This is a genomic window from Nocardioides sp. YJ-D4 (assembly GCF_054031495.1).
The window spans coordinates 432,019-453,046 of record NZ_CM132932.1 but is presented as its reverse complement, the minus strand read 5'-3'; the positions used below and the strand labels follow the sequence as shown (position 1 = coordinate 453,046).

Annotated in this window: 22 protein-coding genes and 1 tRNA gene; 10 read left to right on the top strand and 13 right to left on the bottom strand. The window is 70.5% G+C overall.

The window, feature by feature from the left end; all coding sequences use genetic code 11:
• Nucleotides 1–10 precede the first annotated feature (10 nt).
• The gene (locus ACW14X_RS02225; RefSeq protein WP_160023906.1) at nucleotides 11–1,093 is read left to right on the top strand and encodes a sulfite oxidase; all 1,083 of its coding nucleotides are present in this window, start codon (nucleotides 11–13) and stop codon (nucleotides 1,091–1,093) included.
• A gap of 50 nt (nucleotides 1,094–1,143) precedes the next feature.
• On the opposite strand, the gene ACW14X_RS02220 is transcribed toward ACW14X_RS02225, so the two are convergent.
• The 7 genes from ACW14X_RS02220 to ACW14X_RS02190 form a co-directional block, all read right to left on the bottom strand.
• Nucleotides 1,144–1,581, bottom strand: a complete 438-nt coding sequence (locus ACW14X_RS02220) for a hypothetical protein (RefSeq protein WP_160023905.1) — start codon at nucleotides 1,579–1,581, stop codon at nucleotides 1,144–1,146.
• A gap of 162 nt (nucleotides 1,582–1,743) precedes the next feature.
• Nucleotides 1,744–3,480, bottom strand: coding sequence for an ABC transporter ATP-binding protein (locus tag ACW14X_RS02215; RefSeq protein ID WP_160023904.1), 1,737 nt, complete (start codon nucleotides 3,478–3,480; stop codon nucleotides 1,744–1,746).
• Nucleotides 3,477–5,168, bottom strand: coding sequence for an ABC transporter ATP-binding protein (locus ACW14X_RS02210; RefSeq protein ID WP_160023903.1), 1,692 nt, complete (start codon nucleotides 5,166–5,168; stop codon nucleotides 3,477–3,479). The genes ACW14X_RS02215 and ACW14X_RS02210 overlap by 4 nt, the downstream gene beginning before the upstream one ends.
• A gap of 105 nt (nucleotides 5,169–5,273) precedes the next feature.
• The gene (locus tag ACW14X_RS02205; protein WP_457164546.1) at nucleotides 5,274–6,206 is read right to left on the bottom strand and encodes an arginase family protein; all 933 of its coding nucleotides are present in this window, start codon (nucleotides 6,204–6,206) and stop codon (nucleotides 5,274–5,276) included.
• A 97-nt stretch (nucleotides 6,207–6,303) separates the two neighbouring features.
• Nucleotides 6,304–6,389, bottom strand: a tRNA-Leu gene (locus ACW14X_RS02200).
• Nucleotides 6,390–6,458: 69 nt separating this feature from the next.
• Entirely contained in the window at nucleotides 6,459–6,755 is a 297-nt protein-coding gene (locus ACW14X_RS02195) for a SelT/SelW/SelH family protein (RefSeq protein WP_457164545.1), read from the bottom strand.
• A 50-nt stretch (nucleotides 6,756–6,805) separates the two neighbouring features.
• Entirely contained in the window at nucleotides 6,806–7,573 is a 768-nt protein-coding gene (locus ACW14X_RS02190) for a glycerophosphodiester phosphodiesterase (RefSeq protein ID WP_160023900.1), read from the bottom strand.
• A 103-nt stretch (nucleotides 7,574–7,676) separates the two neighbouring features.
• Here ACW14X_RS02190 and ACW14X_RS02185 point away from each other — a divergent pair, with 103 nt between their 5' ends.
• Nucleotides 7,677–8,990, top strand: a complete 1,314-nt coding sequence (locus tag ACW14X_RS02185) for a M20/M25/M40 family metallo-hydrolase (RefSeq protein ID WP_457164544.1) — start codon at nucleotides 7,677–7,679, stop codon at nucleotides 8,988–8,990.
• An 82-nt stretch (nucleotides 8,991–9,072) separates the two neighbouring features.
• Here the strand turns inward: ACW14X_RS02185 and ACW14X_RS02180 are convergent, their stop codons facing one another.
• From ACW14X_RS02180 to ACW14X_RS02165, 4 genes are all read right to left on the bottom strand, one after another.
• On the bottom strand, nucleotides 9,073–9,915 hold the full coding sequence (locus ACW14X_RS02180) for a phosphotransferase family protein (protein ID WP_457164543.1): 843 nt from the start codon (nucleotides 9,913–9,915) through the stop codon (nucleotides 9,073–9,075).
• 89 nt (nucleotides 9,916–10,004) lie between these two features.
• A complete protein-coding gene (locus ACW14X_RS02175) occupies nucleotides 10,005–10,562 on the bottom strand; it encodes a histidine phosphatase family protein (RefSeq protein ID WP_457164542.1) in 558 nt (185 codons plus the stop codon).
• A 46-nt stretch (nucleotides 10,563–10,608) separates the two neighbouring features.
• On the bottom strand, nucleotides 10,609–10,788 hold the full coding sequence (locus ACW14X_RS02170; protein WP_160028907.1) for a DUF5703 family protein: 180 nt from the start codon (nucleotides 10,786–10,788) through the stop codon (nucleotides 10,609–10,611).
• Nucleotides 10,789–10,913: 125 nt separating this feature from the next.
• A complete protein-coding gene (locus tag ACW14X_RS02165) occupies nucleotides 10,914–11,864 on the bottom strand; it encodes an aldo/keto reductase (protein ID WP_160023896.1) in 951 nt (316 codons plus the stop codon).
• 123 nt (nucleotides 11,865–11,987) lie between these two features.
• Here ACW14X_RS02165 and ACW14X_RS02160 point away from each other — a divergent pair, with 123 nt between their 5' ends.
• From ACW14X_RS02160 to ACW14X_RS02145, 4 genes are all read left to right on the top strand, one after another.
• Nucleotides 11,988–12,812: an undecaprenyl-diphosphate phosphatase gene (locus ACW14X_RS02160; protein WP_457164541.1), complete on the top strand. Its 825-nt coding sequence runs from the start codon at nucleotides 11,988–11,990 to the stop codon at nucleotides 12,810–12,812.
• Nucleotides 12,813–12,831: 19 nt separating this feature from the next.
• The gene (gene ilvA / locus ACW14X_RS02155; RefSeq protein WP_457164540.1) at nucleotides 12,832–14,088 is read left to right on the top strand and encodes a threonine ammonia-lyase IlvA; all 1,257 of its coding nucleotides are present in this window, start codon (nucleotides 12,832–12,834) and stop codon (nucleotides 14,086–14,088) included.
• A gap of 5 nt (nucleotides 14,089–14,093) precedes the next feature.
• Nucleotides 14,094–15,266: a hypothetical protein gene (locus ACW14X_RS02150; RefSeq protein ID WP_457164539.1), complete on the top strand. Its 1,173-nt coding sequence runs from the start codon at nucleotides 14,094–14,096 to the stop codon at nucleotides 15,264–15,266.
• A gap of 76 nt (nucleotides 15,267–15,342) precedes the next feature.
• Nucleotides 15,343–15,564, top strand: a complete 222-nt coding sequence (locus ACW14X_RS02145) for a hypothetical protein (protein ID WP_160023892.1) — start codon at nucleotides 15,343–15,345, stop codon at nucleotides 15,562–15,564.
• A gap of 9 nt (nucleotides 15,565–15,573) precedes the next feature.
• Here the strand turns inward: ACW14X_RS02145 and corA are convergent, their stop codons facing one another.
• Nucleotides 15,574–16,554, bottom strand: a complete 981-nt coding sequence (gene corA, locus ACW14X_RS02140) for a magnesium/cobalt transporter CorA (RefSeq protein WP_457164538.1) — start codon at nucleotides 16,552–16,554, stop codon at nucleotides 15,574–15,576.
• A 78-nt stretch (nucleotides 16,555–16,632) separates the two neighbouring features.
• On the opposite strand from corA, the gene ACW14X_RS02135 reads away from it, so the two are divergent.
• From ACW14X_RS02135 to mshC, 4 genes are read left to right on the top strand one after another with little or no spacing between them, the layout of a single operon-like run.
• Nucleotides 16,633–17,361 carry an MSMEG_4193 family putative phosphomutase gene (locus tag ACW14X_RS02135; RefSeq protein ID WP_457166037.1) on the top strand — a complete coding sequence of 243 codons (729 nt, stop codon included), beginning with the start codon at nucleotides 16,633–16,635 and terminating at the stop codon, nucleotides 17,359–17,361.
• Nucleotides 17,362–17,363: 2 nt separating this feature from the next.
• A complete protein-coding gene (locus tag ACW14X_RS02130; RefSeq protein WP_457164537.1) occupies nucleotides 17,364–17,969 on the top strand; it encodes a DUF3090 domain-containing protein in 606 nt (201 codons plus the stop codon).
• On the top strand, nucleotides 17,956–18,759 hold the full coding sequence (locus ACW14X_RS02125; RefSeq protein ID WP_457164536.1) for an SCO1664 family protein: 804 nt from the start codon (nucleotides 17,956–17,958) through the stop codon (nucleotides 18,757–18,759). The genes ACW14X_RS02130 and ACW14X_RS02125 overlap by 14 nt, the downstream gene beginning before the upstream one ends.
• 32 nt (nucleotides 18,760–18,791) lie before the next feature.
• The gene (mshC, locus tag ACW14X_RS02120; protein WP_457164535.1) at nucleotides 18,792–20,024 is read left to right on the top strand and encodes a cysteine--1-D-myo-inosityl 2-amino-2-deoxy-alpha-D-glucopyranoside ligase; all 1,233 of its coding nucleotides are present in this window, start codon (nucleotides 18,792–18,794) and stop codon (nucleotides 20,022–20,024) included.
• Nucleotides 20,025–20,143: 119 nt separating this feature from the next.
• Here the strand turns inward: mshC and ACW14X_RS02115 are convergent, their stop codons facing one another.
• Complete coding sequence (locus ACW14X_RS02115; protein WP_160023887.1) at nucleotides 20,144–20,992, bottom strand: PAC2 family protein; 849 nt, start codon at nucleotides 20,990–20,992, stop codon at nucleotides 20,144–20,146.
• Nucleotides 20,993–21,028 lie beyond the last annotated feature (36 nt).

The window sequence follows — 21,028 nt, the reverse complement described above, 5'->3', positions numbered from 1 at the left end:
CTGAACCACCATGACCGTTGCCGATGAGCTAGAGGCGGCCCGCGCCGCGCTGGTGATGATCAACCCGGCGCCGTACAACGCCGAGGCGCCGCCGTCCGCCCTGGCCGGGGATGTCACTCCGAACGAGCTCCACTACGTACGCAGCAACTTCGCGGTGCCCGACCACGACGGCACCCTGAAGATCGGCGGCGCGGTCGGCAAGCCCACGACCCTGACGCTCGAGGACCTGCGTGCGATGCCCGCGCACGACCGCACGGTCACCCTCGAATGCGCCGGCAACGGCCGCCTGGAGATGAGGCCGCTACCGACCGGGGAGCCCTGGGGAGACTTCGCCGTCTCCACGGCACGGTGGACCGGCGCCCGGCTCCACGACATCCTCGCGAAGGTCGAGCCGGCGGCCGACGGGGTCGAGCTCCTCGCCACCGGCGCCGACCACGGGCCGTACCACCTGCAGGCGATCCTTCCGGAGACCGACCAGGACAACCTCACCTTCACCCGCGCGCTGCCCCTGTCGCAGGCCACCGACCCGGAGTCCGGGATCCTCATCGCGTACGAGATGAACGGCCAGCCGCTCGGGCGCGACCACGGCGCCCCGTTCCGGCTGATCGTCCCGCACTGGTACGCCGTCGCCTCTGTGAAGTGGCTCGAGCGCCTCGACGTCCTCACCGAGCCCTACACCGGAGAGTTCCAGACCGGCCACTACATCTACGAGTGGTCCGACCGGCCCCACGAGCCCGTCACCCTCATGCGGGTCCGCGCCCGCATCACCGAGCCCGCACCCGGCTCGGTCCTCACCCAGGACACCTGCATCGTCCGCGGCAAGGCCTGGTCAGGCACCGGTCCGGTCACGAAGGTCGAGGTCAGTCTCACCGGGGAGGGCGACTGGCAACCGGCTCAGCTGGAGCCGGCCCCTCCGGGCGACTTCGGGTGGCAGGACTGGAGGTTCACCTGGCACGACATCGGCGTCGGCCGGCACACCCTACGCGCCAGAGCGACCGACGCCGCCGGGAACGTGCAGCCCGACGTACCGCCGTGGAACCGCCTGGGCTACGGGAACAACGCCATCGAAGTCATCTATGTCGACCGACGTTAGCCGTCCAACAAGAACTGGATGCGAGCACGCCGGCGGCGCGGAGCTACGGGTCAGGCCCGCTTGCGGCTCGCGATCTGGTCAGAGAGCTGCTGCACGTGGGCGGGGTCCGCATCCCTTGCGAGGGCTACGTAGTGGTCCATGACGGCCGGCCGGTAGCGCACGGGCAACGTCTGTCCTGGGGCGAGCCGAGTGAGCTCGGTGATCGTGAAGTTCTCGTCTGCGACACCGCGGAACGAGATGCCGTCGGCGGTCTCCACGTCGAGCATCAGCACGACGCGTGGGTTGCTGTTGACCTCCCGCCAGTCGACGAGAACGCCGAGCGCGAGAGTCCCCGCACGCAGTTCCGCGTTGCGCTTCCGTGCGTCACGGCTCAGGATCGGGTTCGAGGCGACCCCGGGGAAGTCGGGCCCGACGCCGAGCGATTCCCGACTCAGGTCGGGCCTGAGCTGCGCCATCAGATCGTTGTGCTTCTTCTTCGAACCGAACATCCTGACCTCTCCCACACACTGGGGCCGGACTCTCGGCCTGGCGCTTCGCACTGAACCGCGATTGTACGTCGCCGACCAGTCCCTTGCGGCTGTTTCGCCGGTTCGGAGCATCCCCTCGATCAACGACTGTGCGCCACGCCCAACGCCTCGTCGGGCGAGCTTTCAGAGCCCGCGCCAGGCCGACCACAGCTGGGCGTAGCGGCCCTCGCCCGCGACGAGCTCGGCGTGGGTGCCGGTCTCGACGATCCGGCCGTGCTCCATGACGACGATCCGGTCGGCGGACTCGGCCTGGGTGAGGCGGTGCGCGATCACCAGCGATGTACGCCCGGAGGTGACCGCCAGCGCGGCCCGCTCGAGGTCGCGCGCGCCGCTCGAGCCCGCCTCGGCGGTCGCCTCGTCGAGGACGACGGCGACCGGGTCGGCGAGAAGCACGCGCGCCAGGGCGAGCTTCTGGACGAGAGCGGGGGTCAGCTGGTGGGCGCCTTCGCCGACGAGGGTCTCGAGCCCGTCCGGGAGCACGGCCACCTCGGCCCAGGCCTCGACCTCGCGCAGCGCCTTCTCCAGCACCGCGTCGTTCGCGCCCGGCGCGGCCAGGGTGAGGTTGTCGCGGACGCTGCCGGTGAAGGTGTGTACCTCCTGGGTGACCAGGGCGGCCCGGCTCCGGCCGTCGCGCACCGGGAGGCCGCCCACCATCACCTCGCCTGCGCTCGGGGTGAGCTGGCCGGCCACGATTGCGCCGAGAGTCGACTTGCCTGCGCCCGAGGCGCCGACCACTGCGACCAGCTCCCCGTCGGCAAGGGTGAGGTCGACGCGGTCGAGAGCCGGCCGACCCGGCACGTACTCGTGATGCAGGCCGGTGACCACGATGCCGGAGCCGTCCGGCTCGTCGGCGGCTGCGGGGGCCGGGCGCTCGAGGAGGGCGAGCCCGGCCAGGCGTACGAGGGAGGCGCCGACCGACTGTACGTCGTCGAAGAGGGCGATGACCGCGCCGATCGGGTTGAAGAGCCGGTGGAAGTAGAGGACGGCCGCGGTGACGGCGCCGACGCTGGCGGCATCCGCGCGGACGAGGAAGAAGCCGGTGCCGAGGATGGCGAGCAGGCCCATCAGCTCGGCCCGGTTGTTGCGGCCCAGGAAGCGCATCAGCATGGCGAACACCTCGACCGAGATCGACGCCGAGTTCCACGAGGCGGCGCGGACCTTCTCCTGATGCTGCTCGGCGATGCCGTACGCCCGCAGGGTCCGGTTGCCGTGGACGCCGGTCAGGAACGCCTCGGCGCGCACGCCGTTCGCCTCGCGCTCGCGGCGGTAGTAGGGACCCGAGCGGGGGAGGTACCAGCGCAGCGCCATCACGTAGAACGGCGCAGCGAACAGGCCCGCGAGCCCGAGGCGCCAGTCGAGCGCCATGAGGCCGGCGGTCGTGAAGACGATCGCGATCACCGAGTTGAGCATGAGCGGAACGACGTCGGCCATGGAGCCGCCGATGAGGCGTACGTCGTCGCCGACCCGGGACACCAGGTCGCCGCTGCCGCTCTCCTCGAGCCGCTGGGTGTCCAGGTGCAGGGCCCGGTCGAGTACCTCCTCGCGGAGCTCCGCCAGCGCCGGCTCGGCCACCCGGGCGAGCAGGTGGATCGAGACCGCCCCGGCAGCCCCGGCGACGAGCGCGGCACCGAGGATCCAGACGCCGGCGGTGACGATGTCGGCTTCCGGTGACCCGGCTCGGACCAGGTCGACCATCCTGCCGAGCATCCAGGGAGCCACCAGGCCGGCCAGGCCCTCGAGGGCGAAGACGGTCAGGCATGCCGCCAGCAGGAGCGGACGGCGGGTGAGCAGGCGCCGCGCGAGGCCGGCCGCCTCCCGTGGTGTGGAGACAGGGAGCCGTGTCAGGGTCTGGGTGGTCATCGCAGTACCGCCGCGCAGTAGTCGGTGTGGGTGGCCAGCTCGTCGTGGGTGCCCCGGGCCTCCACCCGCCCGGCTCGGATCCAGACGACCTCGTCCGCGGCGGCCAGGAGCAGCGGGCTGCTCGTGAACAGCAGGGTGGATCGGTCTGAGCCGGGGCCGTGCCGGAGGCGGCGTAGCTCCTCTGCGACGTACTGCTCGGTGACGGCGTCGATCGCCGTCGTGGGGTCGTGCAGGACGAGCACGGATGCTTCCGCGGCGAGGGCCCGGGCGAGACCCAGTCGCTGGCGTTGGCCACCGGAGAGACTCTGCCCGTCGACGGCCACGTGCGTGGCCAGGCCGTCGGCCGCGACCGCCACCAGCTCGGTGGCCGAGGCGGCGGCGAGAACGGCCGTCACCTGGTCGTCGTCGAGGCGGTCGAGCGGGTCGACGTTGCTCCGCAGGGTGCCCTCGAAGAGGTCGACGTGGTGGTCGGTGACGAGCAGCCGGTCGCGTACGTCGGAGAGCGCGAGCTCGGTGAGGGGCTGGCCGCCGAGCCGGACGGCCCCGCGCTCGGGCAGCGACTCGCCATGGAGCAGGGAGAGGAGCGTGGCCGGCACCGCCGGGTCGTCGGCGACGACGGCCACCAACCGCCCCGGCGGCACCGCGAGCGACAGCTCGGCGACCGGGCCGGCGGCGACCTGGTCGAGCTCCAGGTCGTGGCCGTGCGCGCGTCGCTCGCCCTCGATGACCAGCGCAGGCGTCGAGAGGAACCCCACGATCCGTGCCGCCGAGGCGCGGGACTGCGCGACCCGGGCGACCAGGGCGCTGAGCATCCGCATGGGCTCGGCCACGAACTGTGCCAGCCCGACGACCGCCACGAGCTCGCCGATGCTCAGGTCGCCGGAGAGGGTCCGCAGCCCGGCGACGATCGCGATCACCGCCAGGAACACACCGCTCCCGGCGGAGGTGATGCCCGTCAGAAGGCCGGCCCAGCCGGCGGCGGCGACGCTGGTGTGGGCGGCCGTACGACTCTCGCGGCGATAGCGCTCGAGCGCCACCTCCACTCCGCCGATGCCCTTGAGCGGCCGGATCCCGCGGATCAGGTCGCTGGCGATCCCCGTGGTACGTCCCAGCGCCTCCTGCCGTCGCGCGCTGCGGTGGGCCAGGCCCGGCGCGACCAGATGGGTGGCGCCGAGGACGAGGGGTACGCCGACCAGGACGATCAGGGCGAGCCACGGGTCGATGACGGCGAGCACCACGCCGCTCACCACCAGCCCGATCGCGCCGGCGGTGGACAGGGCCACCTGGCGGATGACCTCGCCGACCAGGTCCGCGTCCCCCGTGGCCAGCGCCAACAGGTCCCCGGAGAGCCGGTCGGTCCGCGCACCACGCGGGTCGAGCACGTGCCCCGAGACCTCGGTGCGCAGCCGGTGGCTCTCGACGTGGACGGCACGGTTACCGATCCGCGCGCCGAACCGGTACGACAGGCTCAGCACCAGGAAGTGCAGGCACAGGACCACCGCCCACAGCACCAGCTCGCGCAGGTCGCCGGTCGTCACCGCCCGGTCGATCATCACGCCGATCAGCACCGTCACCATCGCCTCGCACACCTGCCACAGCGTGATCAGGGCCGACGAGGCGAGCACGGCGCGCCGCTGACGACGCAGCGACCGCCGCATCAGCGCACCCGGCGTACGGGGAGTGGACACCGGGGTCCTCCAGAAGTCCGAAGCGGTTGGGTTAGGTCAGCCTAACTTGAGCCTGTCTGGGCGGGAACGTCGGCTCCGGCTCCCTGGGGCGGCTCTCGCGGTGCATCAGCGTTTCGCCGCGGCGGCGTGGCGGAGGAAGAGGCACTCCATCGCCACCTGCGCGGCGAGGCTCGCCGTGATGCCCAGGTGGTCGTGGGGCGGGCTGACCGTGTTGATGTCGAAGGCCGCGAACTCGAGCCCGCGCAGGCCGCGTAGGATCGCCAGACCCTCCCGCACCGTGATGCCGCCCCAGGACGGCGTGACGACGCCCGGCGAGACCGAGGGATCGAAGACGTCCATGTCCCAGCAGAGGTAGATCGGCACGCCGACGAGCCGCTCCCGGAGGCGAGCGACGAGTGCGGGAATGCCCATGTCGACGATCCGGTCCATCGTGATCACCTCGTAGCCGAGGCCGGTCGCTACGCCGACAATGCCGGGCCGCCCGTCGTACGCGGTGTCGCGCACCCCCACGTGCAGAGACCCTGCCGGATCGATGAGCCCCTCGCGGACGGCGTGCACGAACGTGTTGGCGTTGTTGTACTCGTAGGGGTAGATGCCCTCGTAGGCGTCGGTGTGGGCGTCGAAGTGCAGCACCGCGAACTCGCGCCCGAGCGTCTTCTTCAGTGCGCGCAGCTGCGGCAGGGTGACGGCGCCGTCGCCGCCGAAGGTCAGCGGGGTCGCGCCGGCCGCGAGGATCGCGGCGACCCCCGCCTCGATCGCGTCGAAGCTCTGCTCGACGTTGCCCGGCAGCACCTTCGCGTCGCCCGTGTCGACGACGCCGAGATCGCCCAGCAAGTCGACGTCGAAGCCGTCCAGATGCTCGGCGACGAGGGCGGAGTAGGTGCGTACGTGGGCCGGGCCCGAGCGCGCGCCGACCCGGGTCGGGTGGTAGCCCATGTCGAAGGGAATGCCCATGACGGCGACCGAGCAGGTTGCGTCCGCCGGGCGGGCGGGAACCCCGAAGAGAGTGCCGACGGGGGCGAGCGAGGCGTTCTCCATGTGCTCAGCATGTCAGAGCCAAGCCACGAGGCGGCTGGACGATCGTGCGGCCCCGTGAAATGCGAGAAACCCCAGGTCTCCCTGGGGTTTCTCTCTGTGCGCGAGGGGGGACTTGAACCCCCACCCACTAATACGTGGACTAGCACCTCAAGCTAGCGCGTCTGCCTATTCCGCCACCCGCGCGCAACAGGAAGAACATTATCAGGAGGGTGCCGGGGTGCCGAATCGGGGCAGGCTGTGTCGGCCTCGGGATCAGGCTTCGTCCTTGCGGTCGCTGTGACCGAGCGGTTTGTCGGGCGCGATGAGGTCGCGTACCCGGCGTTTCAGGTCGGTGATCTCCGGGAAGCCGCCGTCGCGTTTGCGGTTCCACACGCTGGTCTCGCGGCCGTCGACAGTCACCTCGATGCGGAAGACGCCGCCCGTGGCGGGCATCAGGGCGACCTCGCCGACCTCGGCGGCGAAGGTCTGCAGCAGCTCGCCTGCGTACCACTGGGCACGGAGGAGCCAGTTGCACTGGGTGCAGTAGGTGATGGTGATGCGTGGGTTCACGGCACTACTGCATCACACGGGCGGTCGCGCCGGGCGTGACCGCTGGGGCGTCAGGCCGGAAGGAGGGCGCGGGCGGGGTGGTTGCTGGTGACCATCCAGACGCGCTTGTCGTACACGAAACGGCGCAGGCGGCCGGGGTTGTCGACGGTCCAGACGAGGACCTTGATGTTGCGGCGGTGGGCCCAGCGCAGCAGCCAGACGTCGGCAAGACGCTGCTCGACGACGACCAGGTTGGAGCGGCAGCGGCGGATGCGGCCCTCGGGGAAGAACTCGGAGAGCTTCAGCCGGAACAGCTTGATCGGGTGGTGGCGGAAGTCGACGCCACCGAGGGAGAGACCGACGAGGGTCTCGGGGGCGCGGAGGTCGGCCCAGTCGCGCAGGACGCGTACGGACTCGTCGACCATCGTGGTCACGATGAAGCTCTCGTTCATCACCTCGAGGGCGATCTCGGCGGCGTCGATCTCGTGGGGGAGCCCGAGGTGGTTCGACGGCGAGGCGAACTTGAGGTCGATGTGAGCGTGCTTGCCGTGGGTGGCGAGCAGCTCGAGCGCCTCCCGGTAGCGCACCAGGCGGAACGGCGCGAGCCGCGAGAGCGCCGCGTACGTCCGGTCCTCGATCTTCACCCTGCGGCCGATGCGGTCGCGGATGTGGCCGTCGTGGTGCAGGACGAACTCGCCGTCGCGGGTGCGGTGCACGTCGAACTCGACGTAGTCGACCTCCATCCGGACGGCCTCCAGAAGCGACTCCCAGGAGTTGTCACGGTGCCCCGACTGACGCGCCGCGGCTCGGTGAGCGGAGAGGAGGGCACGCTTCTGCATGCGCCCATGGAAACCCACGCATCCGACCGCACTGAAATCCTCAGGTTGCGCATAGGTGGACGTCAGGGGGCGGTTTGTCGCATGCGGTCGATACGGTGGCGGTATGACCAGCGCCGAGACCGAGGTCGTCGACCTCTGCCGTGACCTGATCCGCATCGACACCAGCAACTACGGAAACGACCCGGGCCCGGGGGAGCGGAAGGCGGCCGAGTACGTCGCGGCGCAGCTCGACGAGGTCGGGATCTCCTCCGAGATCTACGAGTCCGAGGCAGGGCGCGCCTCGGTCGTGGCGCAGTGGGGCGGGGTCTCGACAGGCTCGACCACCGATCGGCAGGATGGGCTGCTCCTCCACGGCCACCTCGACGTCGTCCCCGCTGCCGCGCACGACTGGCAGGTCGACCCCTTCTCCGGAGAGATCCAGGACGGGTACGTGTGGGGCCGAGGCGCCGTCGACATGAAGGACTTCGACGCGATGCTGCTCGCGGTGGTCCGTGAGCGCCAGCGCACCGGGCGGATCCCGGAGCGCCCGATCACGCTCGCCTTCACCGCCGACGAGGAGGCCGGCGGGATGAAGGGCGCCCACGTGCTCGTCGAGGACCACCCCGACCTGCTCGCCCACTGCACCGAGGCGGTCGGTGAGGTCGGTGGCTTCTCGACGACGGTGAAGGGGCGCCGTCTCTATCTCATCGAGGCGGCCGAGAAGGGCATGGCCTGGATGAAGCTGACGGCCCGCGGCACCGCCGGGCACGGCTCGATGATCAACCGCGACAATCCCATCACCAGGCTCTCCGGCGCCATCGCCCGCATCGGCGCCCACGAGTGGCCGGTGCAGCTGACCCCGACGATGCAGACGCTGCTCGCCGCAGTCGGCGAGATCGCGGGGGAGGAGCCGACCCCCGAGAACGCCGAGCGGCTGGTGGAGGAGTTCGGTCCGGCGGCCCGGATGATCGGCGCCACCCTGCGCAACGTCACCAACCCGACCATGACCAGCGCCGGCTACAAGGTCAACGTCATCCCCACCGAGGCCACCGCCCACGTCGACGGCCGCTTCCTGCCGGGCTTCGAGGACGACTTCTTCGAGACGCTGCGCAAGCTGTGCGGCGAGGGGATCGACATCGAGTTCGACCAGAACCAGATGCCCTGGGAGACCCCCTACGACGGCGCGCTCGTCGCCGCCATGGAGCGCTCGCTGATCGCCGAGGACCCCGACGCCCTGGTCGCCCCCTATCTCATGTCCGCCGGCACCGACGCCAAGCACTTCAAGCGGCTCGGGATGAGGACGTACGGCTTCGCGCCGCTGCGACTGCCCGAGGAGCTCGACTTCACCGCGCTCTTCCACGGAGTGGACGAGCGGGTGCCTGTCGATGCGCTCAAGTTCGGCGCCCGGGTCATGGACCGCTTTCTCGACCAGGTGTGACCCACAGAGCAGCCGAGTCGGCTCGTCCTAACGAGCCGACTCGACGGGGTTTTCGGTCAGGACGAGCCGACTCGGCGTCGGGTCAAGGGACGAGGGCGGTGAGTGTTTCCTTGCTCAGCGCGGCGACCTCGGCATGGCCGGTGCGGTGGGCCCAGGCGGCGACGGAGATGGCGTCGCGGACCTGGAGGCGGTGCCAGGCCTCGGGCTCGCGGGGGTCGGAGCCGTAGCCCTCGAGGAACGCCTTCTCGCAGGTGTCGTTGCGGACGAAGTCCTGCGCGGAGAGCCGGGAGAGGTCGTAGAGAGCGGGGCGGAAGCCGAAGCGGCCGGAGTCGATCACGCGCAGGGTGCCGCCATCGATGACCCAGCTGGTCGGCTGCCAGTCGCCGTGAGTGGGGACGAGCACCGTTGTCGGGGTCGGCCACGAGGTGATCTCGTCGCGGAGACGCTCGGTGAGGTCGGCCTCCAGGCCCGCCGCGTCCAGCGAGGCGAGGGCGCGCTCGTCGAGCTCCGGCTCGTAGTCCTCGTCCTCGACGCTGGCCTGGCCGTGGAACGTCGCCAGCAGCTCGCCCGCCTGGCGGTAGATCTCGGGGTCGTGGATGGCGGCCGAGCTGCTCGCCGGCTCGCCGTCGAGGTGGGTCATCACGATGATCCGGGCGTCGAGGTCGGCCTCGACGAGGCTCGGCGCGCGGCCGGCGTCGGTCCAGGGGGCCAGCCAGCTGCGGTGGGCCGCGAGCTCGCGGTCGAGGTGGCGTACGCCTTCGGCCATGGTCTTCACCAGGAACCGGTCCTCACCGGCCGAGAGCACGAGGGCGGTGGTGCCAGCGCGGTGCAGGGCGCTGCGGTCGGCGACCACCTCGGCTCCGGGGAGCCACTGGTCGAGGAGGTCGCGCTGGGCGGGGGTCAGGGTGTCGAGTGCCGAGATCACGGGCGGATCCTGCCAGCGCCGCGACCGCTCCCGACACCGTGTCGCGGGCTCATGTCCGAGTTGTTGTCGCCTTGTGGGCGACGCTTGGCTCAGATCGGCAGGACGACCTCGGCGTTGAAGGTCTCCACGACCGGTTCGCCCGCGAGGTTGGGTCCGATGCTGGTCAGGGTCGCGTTGCCGATCGGGCCGATCCGCATCCAGGTCGCCGGCGGGGCGTTGAGCACCTCGCGTACGAACCAGGCGACCACGAACGCATGCGTGACCAGCACGATCTCCTCGTCGTGGTGCTCGAACCAGAGCTTGTGCCAGGCGGCGGTCAGCTCGGTGCCGTCGAGATCGCGCTCGGCCTGCGGTACGTCCTCGAACCACTCCCAACGGTGGGTCGGGTAGTCGCTGCGACGCTCCGCCGACGGCACCGGGGTGCGGTCGGCGAGGAGGTCGGACGGCGCCGGCCCCGCGCCGAGGCCCTCGGTGAGGATGCGGGCCGTCTCCGACGTACGTCGGCTCGGGCCGTGCAGGACCTGCCGGACCGGACGGAACGCGAGCCGGTTCGCGAGCGCCTGGACCTGGCGTCGGCCGAAGTCGGAGAGGCCGGGGTCGACAGTGTCCCCGCCGGCGGCTTCGCCGTGGCGTACGAGATGGATCACCCGCAGGACCCTAGTATCCGGACGCGCGAGGAGCGCGGAGACGCGCTCAGACCGTCAGCCGCTGCCGGATGATCTTGCGCCGAAGCGTCACCCGGCGGGTGCCGTCGGCGGTGATCCGGACGCGGTCGAGCTCCCAGCCGCCGTGCTCGGCGCGCTCGACGAGGAGCTTGGTGACGATGTTGCGGGAGAACTCACGCGAGAAGATCACCTTGTCGTACTCCCACATCACTCCCGGGCGGGGCGGACGGCGTTCGGCTCGAGCCAAGGCAGCACTCCTTCTGATGGACTACTCAGGAGAACCAGTGTGCCTGAAGAGATGTTCCCTCGGGGTGGTGTTTTCAGTCCCGGGAATCAGACGGCGGAGACGTCGTCGAGAGCGAGCGCGATCTCGGGCGGGAGGGTGAGGTCGGCGACCTGCAGCGCCTCCTTGAGCTGAGCCGCGGTGCGCGCCCCGAGGATCGGTGCGGTGACGCCGGGCCGGTCGCGGACCCAGGCCAGCGAGACCTGCAGCGGCGTCCACTCCAGGCCCTCGGCGGCCTTCGCTACGGCGGTGACGATCCCGCGGGAGCGCTCGTCGTCGAAGGCGTCCACCCGGGCGGAGAAGTTCGGGTCGGCGCCACGCGAGTGCGACGGGATGCCGGTGCGGTATTTCCCGGTGAGCACGCCGCCCGCCAGCGGGGACCAGGCCAGCAGGCCCATCCCCAGCGCCTCGGTGGCCGGCAGCACCTCGTACTCGATGTCGCGGGCCAGCAGCGAGTACTCCACCTGCGTCGAGGCCAGCGTCGCCCGCCCCGGGACGGCCCGCTGCCAGGTCGCGGCCTGGGCGGTCTGCCATCCGCTGTAGTTGGAGACACCGACGTAGGCGGCCCGGCCGCTGCTCAGCGCCATGTCGAGCGCCGTGAGCGTCTCCTCGAGCGGCACCTCGGGGGACCAGACGTGCACCTGCCACAGGTCGACGTGGTCGACGCCGAGCCGCTTCAGCGAGGCGTCGAGGCCGGTCAGCAGGCCACCGCGCGAGGTGTCCACGCCCCGGTTGCCGCCGCGCCAGGTGATCCCGCCCTTGGTCGCCAGCACGACGTCGTCACGACCCACCACACGCTCCTCGAGGAGCGAGCCGAGCAGCGCCTCCGAGGCGCCGTCGCCATAGCCCGCGGCGGTGTCGACCAGCGTGCCGCCGGCCTCGGCGAAACCGGCCAGCTGCTCACGGGCCTCGTGCTCGTCGGTCACGCTGCCCCAGGTCATGGTGCCCAGGGCGAGAGACGAGACTCGCAGCCCAGTGGCTCCGAGGAGTCGGCTCTGCATGAGACCCAATCTATCCGGGCCGTCCGCCGTGCCCGGGCCGGACACGCTGTGCTGTGACGGCGGACACTCCGAGAGGGAGGCAGCGGTCGGGTGCTGCGTACATGCCCCTTAGAGTTTCCGCCCGTGGATTATCTGCAGGCGATCGCACTGGGCATTCTTCAGGCACTCACCGAGTTCCTGCCCATCTCATCCAGCGCGCACCTGCGCATCTTCCCCGAGCTGCTCGGCTGGGGAGACCCCGGCGCGGCCTTCACCGCCGTGATCCAGATCGGCACCGAGCTGGCCGTGGTCTTCTACATGTGGCGCAACATCCGCGACATCATCGTGACCTGGTTCCGGAGCCTCTTCAACGCCGAGCTGCGCAGCCACACCGATGCCCGGATGGGCTGGTTCATCATCGTCGGCTCGGTCCCGATCGTGGTGATCGGATTCGTGATGAAGGACATCATCGAGCACGACCTGCGCAGCCTGTACGTCGTCGGCACCATGCTCGTGGTCATGGGCATCGTCCTCGGCGTCGCCGACCGGATCGGCGCGAACCGCAAGCAGTTCGACGACCTGTCCTGGCGCGACGCGATCCTGATGGGCTGCGCCCAGGCCTGCGCGCTGATCCCCGGCGTCTCGCGCTCGGGGGCGACCATCTCGATGGGCCGCGCGCTCGGCTACGAGCGAGCCACCGTGACCCGCTACGCCTTCCTGCTGGCGCTGCCGGCGGTCTTCGGTGCCGGTCTGTTCGAGATGGGCGAGATCACCCACGGCGCCAACCTCTACGGCTGGGGCCCGACGATCGTCGCCACGATCGTCTCGTTCGTCCTCGGCTACGCCGTGATCGCGTGGCTGCTGAAGTACCTCTCCCACAACACCTACACCCCGTTCGTGATCTACCGGGTCGTCCTCGGTCTCGTGGTTCTGGGACTCCTCGGCGCGGGTGTGCTCACCGAGTGGTGATCGTGACAAACTCACGGATGTGTCTGAGTCTGGCAAGAAGCCTGCCGTAACACCCGCTGCCATCGAGGAGGCTGCCGCGCGCACGATCGCCACGCGCACGGCGGTCGAACGCTCGGTCAGACTCTCGGAGAGGTACGCCGCCGAGGTCCTGCTCAAGCGGGAGGACCTGCAGCTGGGGCGTTCCTACAAGGTCCGGGGCGCCTACAACCTGATGAGCTCGCTGACGCCCGAGGAGCTCTCCCGAGGTGTCGTCTGTGCCTCCGCCGGCAACCACGCCCAGGGCGTCGCGATCTCCTGCGCCCGCCTCGGGGTGCCCGGCCACATCGTGGTGCCGACCAACACGCCCAAGCAGAAGCGCGACCGGATCACCGCCCTCGGCGGCTCGCATGTGACGCTCACCCTGCACGGCTCGACCTACGACGAGGCCTCCGCGTACGCCTACGAGCTCGGGCGCGGGCTCGGCGCCACCTACGTCTCCGCCTTCGACGACCCGCGCACGATCGCCGGTCAGGGCACGGTCGGCTACGAGCTGACCTCCCAGATCGGCGAGCCGCTGGACGTGCTGCTGCTGCCGGTCGGCGGCGGTGGGCTGGCCTCCGGCGTCGCGACCTGGGTGCGCGAGGTCTGGCCGCAGACCCGGATCATCGGGGTCGAGCCCGCGGGCGCCGCCTCGATGGCGGCTGCGATCGCGGCCGGTGAGCCGGTCCGGCTGGAGACGCTCGACACGTTCGTGGACGGCGCCGCGGTCGCGACCGCGGGGAAGGTGACGTACCCGATCGTCAAGGAGTACGTCGACGAGCTCGTCTCCGTGCCCGTCGGAGCCATCTGCGTGGAGATGCTCGAGCTCTACCAGACCGAGGGGATCATCGCCGAGCCCGCCGGCGCGCTCGCGGTGGCGGCCCTGAGTCAGATCGACCTACGCGGCGCCTCGCGTGTCGGCGCCGTCCTCTCCGGCGGCAACAACGACGTCTCCCGCTACTCCGACGTGCTCGAGCGGGCGCTGATCCACCAGGGCCTGCGCCACTACTTCCTGGTCTCCTTCCCGCAAGCCCCCGGCGCCCTGCGCGGCTTCCTCGACGACGTGCTCGCCGACGGCGAGGACATCGTCGTCTTCGAGTACGTCAAGAAGTCCAACCGCGAGCACGGTCCCGCGCTGATCGGCATCGACCTCGACTCCGCCGACGGTCTCGAGGGGCTGCTCGAGCGGATGGGCGCCAGCGACCTGGTCATCGAGCGGATCGAGCCGGACTCACCGCTGTTCACGTTCCTGCACTGATGCCCGTGTCAGCCAAGGTCTTGGGGGCTTTCGCCGTCGTCGGCGCCGTGATCGTCTCGGGGTGCTCGGGCGAGGCTGTCGACGCCGGTGGCGATCCCGGCCGGATCACTCACCGCGCCGTCGCAGCGGTCGCGCTCGAGCACCTGCCGACCGACACCTCCAGCCGGGCGGCTTCCTACACCGACGAGTCCACGCCTCGCGAGCAGGTCTCGGTCGACCTTCGCTACGGCGCCGACGGCGAGTACGACGGCGACTTGGTCAGCGTGGCCGTCTCGGCTCAGCCGCCCGCGGAGGGCGCGTGCCGGCGCGAGCTCGGGCAGCACTGCGTCGACCTGCCGACCGAGGTGAAGAACGCCGAGATGCAGCTGCGCTGGACCGAGGAGGCGCCCGAGGAGGACCCCGGCAACGTCGGGATCGTGCTGCTGCGCGACGACGGTGAGACCGCCTCGATCGACTACTCCGGGCCCACGATCACCGGCGACCCCCGCAGGCTCGAGATGCCGATCAGCGTCGAGAAGCTGGTCGCCGTCGTCGAGGACCCACGGCTCCGCTACCAGGCGACCTCCTCGACCCTCGCCCTCGGCGAGGAACTCGACGACTGGGAGGGCGGCGAGCCCGACCCCGAGGCGTACGAGCTGGTGCGCAACACCGACCACGGCATCGCCCAGGCCTATGTCGGCGGCCGGGGTGGCTACGGCGATTACGAGGGCGTCATCCGCTCCCCGCTGCGCGAGCAGTTCGGCGACAAGGCCATCGGAGGGCGGCTGCTGCGGCGCGCCGATGGCGTTCCCGGTGCCGAGGTCGATGTCATCGCCGCGCCGTCCCCTCCCGCCTGGATGACCCGTGAGCCCTGCTCCGCGCCGACGCTTCGTCGGCGCTGCGTGACCACCGAGGGCACCCGTGGCCCGCTGGTCTTCGCCTGGCAGCCCGCCAACGACACTGATGTGGGTTGGGCCTGGATGATCTCGTTGCGCAAGGACGAGGTCGTCGCGGTCCGTTATCGCGGCCAGCCGATGCCGAAGGCCTTCGACGATGCCGCCTTCCTGACCGAGTGGTTTCAAGGCGAGCAGCTCGACGCGAAGGGCGGCGGTGAGGCCGACTCGGAGTTCGCCGACGACCTCTCTCTGTGGTGCGACCGGGAGCATCTCGAGGCCCGTCCGGTCAAGCAGCTCGACTGATTGCGAAAAGGCGTGAACCGGGATTGCAGGGCGGACACGCGACGCCAGAGCCGTCAAACGTGAAAGACTGGCAGCAATGAGTACCACCCCGCACCACGTCGCGTGGCTCGAAGCGAAAGCCGAGAAGTACGTCGAAGACGCACAGGTCTTCACGAGCGCGCGGAGCAGCGATCTTCAGGTCGGCGGGCTCACGGGGGAGCAGTGGGCCACCGTGTATCGAGCCGTGGCCTACGAGCTCCGGGAGTGCGCACGCGAGGCGGCAGAGCATCGGCAGCGCAGTTGGTGGCGCAGAGGGTAGCGACGCGGGTCAGAACCAGCCGGACCTGCGGAAGAAGATCCACATCCCGGTGATCACGACGCCCATGAGCAGGAGCGCGAACGGGTAGCCGAACCGCCAGTCGAGCTCGGGCATGTGGGTGAAGTTCATCCCGTAGATCCCGGCGATGAGGGTCGGCACCACGATCATCGCCGCGCCCGCCGAGATCTTGCGCATGTCGTCGTTCTGCTGCAGCGAGAGCTGCGCCAGGTGGGCCTCGAAGGCGGAGGACAGCAACGTCTCGAGGTTCTCGATCGACTCCACGATCGAGGCGAGATGGTCGAGGACGTCGCGGAAGTAGGGGCGCAGGTCGGGGTCGATCCCGCCCTCCCCGTTGGCGAAGCGGCGCACCGGCTCACGAAGCGGGATCACCGCGCGGCGTACCTCCGCGATCTCCCGGCGGAGCCGGTAGATCCGGGCCGAGTCGTGGGTGCGCTCGTCGGAGAAGACCGAGGTCTCGACCTCGTCGACGTCCTTGGTGAGCTCGGTGGCGACGTCCACGTAGCCGTCCACGATGTAGTCGACCACCGCGTGGACTGCGGAGTAGGGCCCCTCGCTGAGGAGCTGCTCGTCGCTGTTCTCCAGCAGCTCACGGGCCGGCGCGAGCCGGGTTCCGCGACCGTGGCGGACCGTGATCACGTAGTCGGGGCCGATGAAGAAGGCGACCTCGCCCGTCTCGACGGCGTCCTCGGAGTCGACGTACCAGAGCGTCTTCACGACCAGGAACATCCCGCCCTCGTAGCGCTCCAGCTTCGGCCGCTGGTGGGCGGTCAGCGCGTCCTCGACGGCGAGCGGGTGCAGCCCGAAGGCCTCGGCGACCTCCTCGAGCTCGTACTGGCTGGGCTGGTAGAGCCCGAGCCAGACGAAGTCACCCTCGTCCTTCACGCCGCCGCGCAGCGTGGCGTAGTCGTGCGGTGCGCAGTCGATCCTGTCGCGCGCACCGCCGCGGTAGAGAGCGCTGTCGACGATCACGTTGTCAGGTTAGGGCATGCTGCGCGGCATTGTGGGCCGGCTTCGCCGGTGTGGATAGGGTCGCCAGTCGTGGCGACGATGATCCTGGTGAGACACGGCCGTACGACGGCGAACGCATCCGGCACCCTGGCCGGCCGGCTTCCCGGGGTGAGGCTGGACGAGCGTGGCGTGGAGCAGGCGGGCAGAGCGGCCGAGCGGATCGCGCCGGTCCCGCTGGCGCTCGCGGTGACCAGTCCGATGGAGCGCTGTCAGCAGACGCTGTCGGTGATCCTCGAGGGACGCGCCGAGCAGCCCACCGTCGTCGTCGAGGACGGCGTCTCCGAGTGCGACTACGGCGAGTGGCAGGGAGAGAAGATCACCACGCTGGCGCGTCGCAAGCTGTGGAAGACGGTGCAGACCCAGCCCTCCGCGGTCACCTTCCCCGGTGGCGAGTCGATGGCCGCCATGCAGGCCCGAGGGGTCGAGGCCGTACGCCGCCACGACGCCGCCGTCACGGCCGCGCACGGCGACGCGGCGGTCTGGCTGTGCGTGAGCCACGGTGACCTGATCAAGTCGATCCTGGCCGATGCGCTCGGGATGCACCTGGACCTCTTCCAGCGGCTGCACGTCGACCCGGCCTCGGTCTCGGTCGTCCGCTACGGCGAGGGGCGTCCCTCCGTCCTGGCCACGAACACGCACGCCGGCGACCTGTCCTGGCTGGCCCCGAAGCCGGCCGCGAAGAAGGGACGGAAGTCGTCGCGGCGGCGCAACGACGACGCCGTCGTGGGCGGCGGCTCGGGTCCTGAGCCTGGTCTGGATAAGGTTTGACCATGCCTGTGATGCACGCCTTCGACCCGCCCGAGCGATTCGTCGTCGGCACCGTCGGCGAGCCCGGGGCGCGTACGTTCTTCCTCCAGGCGCGTGAGGGAGCGCGAGTCGTCTCCGTGGCCCTGGAGAAGCAGCAGGTCACGGTGCTAGCCGAGCGGCTCGACGAGCTCCTCGACGAGGTGATGAAGTCGGCGCCCGCCGTGGTGCCGGCGATCGCTCCCTACGACCTCGACGACAACGGCCCGCTGGAGCAGCCGATCGAGGAGGAGTTCCGGGCCGGCACGATGACGCTGGCCTGGGACCCCGACGAGGACAAGGTCGTCCTCGAGGTCTTTCCGATCAGCGAGACCGAGATCATCGCCGAGGTCGATGAGTCGGGCCAGTTGGTCGACGAGGACGCGGTGGCGGCGATCGAGCTGGAGGAGCCGGAGCCCGAGGAGGTGCTCCTGGTGCGGATCGCTCCGCGCAACGCCCGTGCCTTCGTCAAGCGGGCCGAGGCGGTGCTGGGTGCCGGACGCCCCAACTGCCCGTTCTGCGGCAGCCCGATCGACCCGGAGGGACACCTGTGTGTCCGGGCGAACGGGTTCAAGCGGCGTGACCCGGTCTGAGCCTGTGGATCCGGCTCCGGAGATCGAGCACGGTGCGTCGCGAAGCGACGGCGCCATGGAGCTCGTCGGGCGGCTGACGACGGCCTCCAACGCGACCTTCCTGGCGACGCTCGGCGAGACCGAGGTGGTCTACAAGCCGATCGCGGGGGAGCGGCCGCTGTGGGACTTCCCCGACGGGCAGCTCGCGCACCGCGAGGTCGCCGCGTACCTCGTCTCGCAGACGCTGGGATGGTCGGTGGTCCCCGAGACCTGGCTCGGCGACGGGCCGCACGGCCCGGGGATGATCCAGCGCTGGGTCCACGCCGATGCGAGCCTCGAGCCGGTGACCATCGTGCCGGAGGGGGAGGTGCCGGAGGGCTACCTCCGGGTCTTCGACGGCTTCGACGACCAGGACCGGGTCGTCACGCTGGCTCACGAGGACACGCCAGGGCTGCGACGGATGGCGGTCTTCGACGCGATCACCAACAACGCCGACCGCAAGGGTGGCCACGTCCTGCCGGTCTCCGGTGGGCGCCGATACGGCTGCGACCACGGGCTGACCTTCCACGAGGAGCCGAAGCTGCGCACCATCCTGTGGGGATGGCGGGGGCAGGGCTTCGCCGACGAGGAGCTCTCCGGCATCCGGGCCGTACACGCAGGGCTCGACGGCGCGCTGGGGCGGGAGCTGGCTGCGTACCTCACGGGTCGGGAGGTCGATGCGCTCGGCCGGCGCTGCGAGACCCTGCTCGCCGAGGGGGTCTTCCCGCGGCCGGAGTACGACCGTCATGTCATCCCGTGGCCGCCCTTCTGAGACACGTGGTCCTTGCCAAGTAGGCTGCACCCATGCGCGCATGGTCTGCACCCGAAGTCCCAGAACTGTCCGTCAAAGGGCCCGAGGTGCAGCTCTATGACCATCAGCGGGACGCGGTCGTCCCGACGGAGGGTCAGGGGCGGCGTTCGCTGTACGTCTGTGGCATCACGCCCTACGACGCGACCCACATCGGCCACGCCAACACCTACGTCGCCTTCGACCTGCTCCACCGGGCGTGGCTGAACGCCGGCTACGAGGTCGGCTACACCCAGAACGTCACCGACGTCGACGACCCGCTGCTCGAGCGGGCCGACAAGGTCGGGATCGAGTGGGAAGCCCTCGCCGAGCGCGAGACCGAGCTCTTCCGGCAGGACATGGAGGCGCTGCGGGTCGTGCCGCCGCAGCACTACATCGGCGCGGTCGAGTCGATCCCCCTGGTGGTCTCGCTGATCGGCGAGCTCGAGGAGGCGGGCGCGATCTACAAGGTCGACGAGGACGTCTACGCCTCGGTGGCCGTCGACGAGGAGTTCGGCGCCGAGTCGCGGATGTCGCGTACGGAGATGCTCGAGCTCTTCGGTGAGCGGGGCGGCGACCCCGAGCGGGCCGGCAAGAAGGACCCGCTCGACCCGCTGCTGTGGCGCGCCGAGCGTCCCGGCGAGCCGGCTTGGCCCTCGCCGTACGGTCCCGGCCGTCCCGGCTGGCACATCGAGTGCACCGCGATCGCCCTGGAGCACCTCGGCGCCGGGTTCACCGTCCAGGCCGGCGGCTCCGACCTGGTCTTCCCGCACCACGAGATGTCCGGCTCCCACGCGCGGTCGGCCGGCAAGGACTTCGCCGAGATCTACACCCACGGCGGGATGGTGGCCTACGACGGCCACAAGATGTCCAAATCGCGCGGCAACCTGGTCTTCGTCTCCGCCCTGCGCAACTCCGAGATCGACCCGATGGCGATCCGGCTGGTGCTGTTGGGCCACCACTACCGCGACGACTGGGAGTGGACCGACGCCAAGCTCTTCGACGCCGTCGACAAGATCGCCGAGTGGCGCAAGGCCGTCGCCCTCGGTCGCGGCGCTCCCGCGGCCCCGGTCGTCGAGACGGTCCTCGGTGCCTTGGCCGACGACCTCGACGCCCCGCGTGCGGTCGAGGCCGTCGACGCCTGGGTCGCCGCCACCCTCGGTGAGGGCGGTCTCGCCGAGACCTCCGACGCTCTCGCCGGCGAGACGATCGCGAAGGTCGTCGACGCGGCGCTGGGCATCAAGCTCTGACCGCTGGTCCCAGGGGCCACATGCGTCACACCCCTCAGGCTTTTCCTGCGCTTCTCGGGTGTTGCATTGCCTGAGAAGCGCAGGGATACCCGGTTAACCGGGTATCCCTGCGCCCGGTTCTACGAGTCGTCGGTGCGCCGCTTGAGGTAGCGCTCGAACTCCCGGGCGATGGCGTCGCCGCTGGCCTCGGGGAGGTCGGCGGTGTCGCGGGCCTCCTCGAGGGAGCGTACGTAGTCGGAGACGTCCTCGTCCTCCTCGGCGAGGTCGTTGACGCCGCGCTCCCAGGCTCGGGCGTCCTCGGGGAGGTCGCCGAGGGGGATGGAGCACTGCAGGAGGTCCTCGAGCTTGTTGATGATCGCGAGGGTGGCCTTGGGGCAGGGCGGGGCGGCCACGTAGTGGGGGACCGCGGCCCAGTAGGAGACCGCGGGGATGTCGGACTGGACGCAGGCCTCCTGGAGCACGCCGACGATGCCGGTCGGCCCCTCGTAGGACGGCGAGTCGAGCTTGAGCCGGTCGACGAGGTCGGGCTCGGTGGCGGTGCCGGAGACCGGGATCGGCCGGGTGTGCGGAGCATCGGCGAGGAGCGCGCCGAGGGTCACCACGAGCTGGCCGCCGAGCTCGTCGACGCATTCCAGGATCTCGCTGACGAACTGCTTCCAGCGCATGTTGGGCTCGATGCCGCGCACCAGGATGATGTCGCGGTCCAGGTCGGGCGGGGAGCAGACGGCGACCTGGGTGGTGGGCCAGGTGATGGAACGGAAGCCGTTCTCGTCGGTGCCGGTGACCGGACGGTTGACCTGGTAGTCGTAGAAGTCCTCGGGATCGATCTCGGCCACCACCCGCGCGTGCCAGACGTCCATCAGATGGTCAACCGTGCCGGAGGCGGCATCGGCCGCGTCGTTCCAGCCCTCGAACGCGGCGATCACCACAGGATCGACCAGGTCGCGGGTCTCTTCGATCTCGATCACACCTCCACCCTAGTCACCGGGACCAGGGAGTCGGCG

Coding starts and splice junctions, on each gene's coding strand:
- ACW14X_RS02225 (WP_160023906.1), top strand. CDS start 11: ATGACCGTTGCCGATGAGCTAGAGGCGGCCCGCGCCGCGCTGGTGATG.
- ACW14X_RS02220 (WP_160023905.1), bottom strand. CDS start 1,581: ATGTTCGGTTCGAAGAAGAAGCACAACGATCTGATGGCGCAGCTCAGG.
- ACW14X_RS02215 (WP_160023904.1), bottom strand. CDS start 3,480: ATGACCACCCAGACCCTGACACGGCTCCCTGTCTCCACACCACGGGAG.
- ACW14X_RS02205 (WP_457164546.1), bottom strand. CDS start 6,206: ATGGAGAACGCCTCGCTCGCCCCCGTCGGCACTCTCTTCGGGGTTCCC.
- ACW14X_RS02190 (WP_160023900.1), bottom strand. CDS start 7,573: ATGCAGAAGCGTGCCCTCCTCTCCGCTCACCGAGCCGCGGCGCGTCAG.
- ACW14X_RS02185 (WP_457164544.1), top strand. CDS start 7,677: ATGACCAGCGCCGAGACCGAGGTCGTCGACCTCTGCCGTGACCTGATC.
- ACW14X_RS02170 (WP_160028907.1), bottom strand. CDS start 10,788: ATGTGGGAGTACGACAAGGTGATCTTCTCGCGTGAGTTCTCCCGCAAC.
- ACW14X_RS02165 (WP_160023896.1), bottom strand. CDS start 11,864: ATGCAGAGCCGACTCCTCGGAGCCACTGGGCTGCGAGTCTCGTCTCTC.
- ACW14X_RS02145 (WP_160023892.1), top strand. CDS start 15,343: ATGAGTACCACCCCGCACCACGTCGCGTGGCTCGAAGCGAAAGCCGAG.
- ACW14X_RS02135 (WP_457166037.1), top strand. CDS start 16,633: ATGATCCTGGTGAGACACGGCCGTACGACGGCGAACGCATCCGGCACC.
- ACW14X_RS02130 (WP_457164537.1), top strand. CDS start 17,364: ATGCCTGTGATGCACGCCTTCGACCCGCCCGAGCGATTCGTCGTCGGC.
- mshC (WP_457164535.1), top strand. CDS start 18,792: ATGCGCGCATGGTCTGCACCCGAAGTCCCAGAACTGTCCGTCAAAGGG.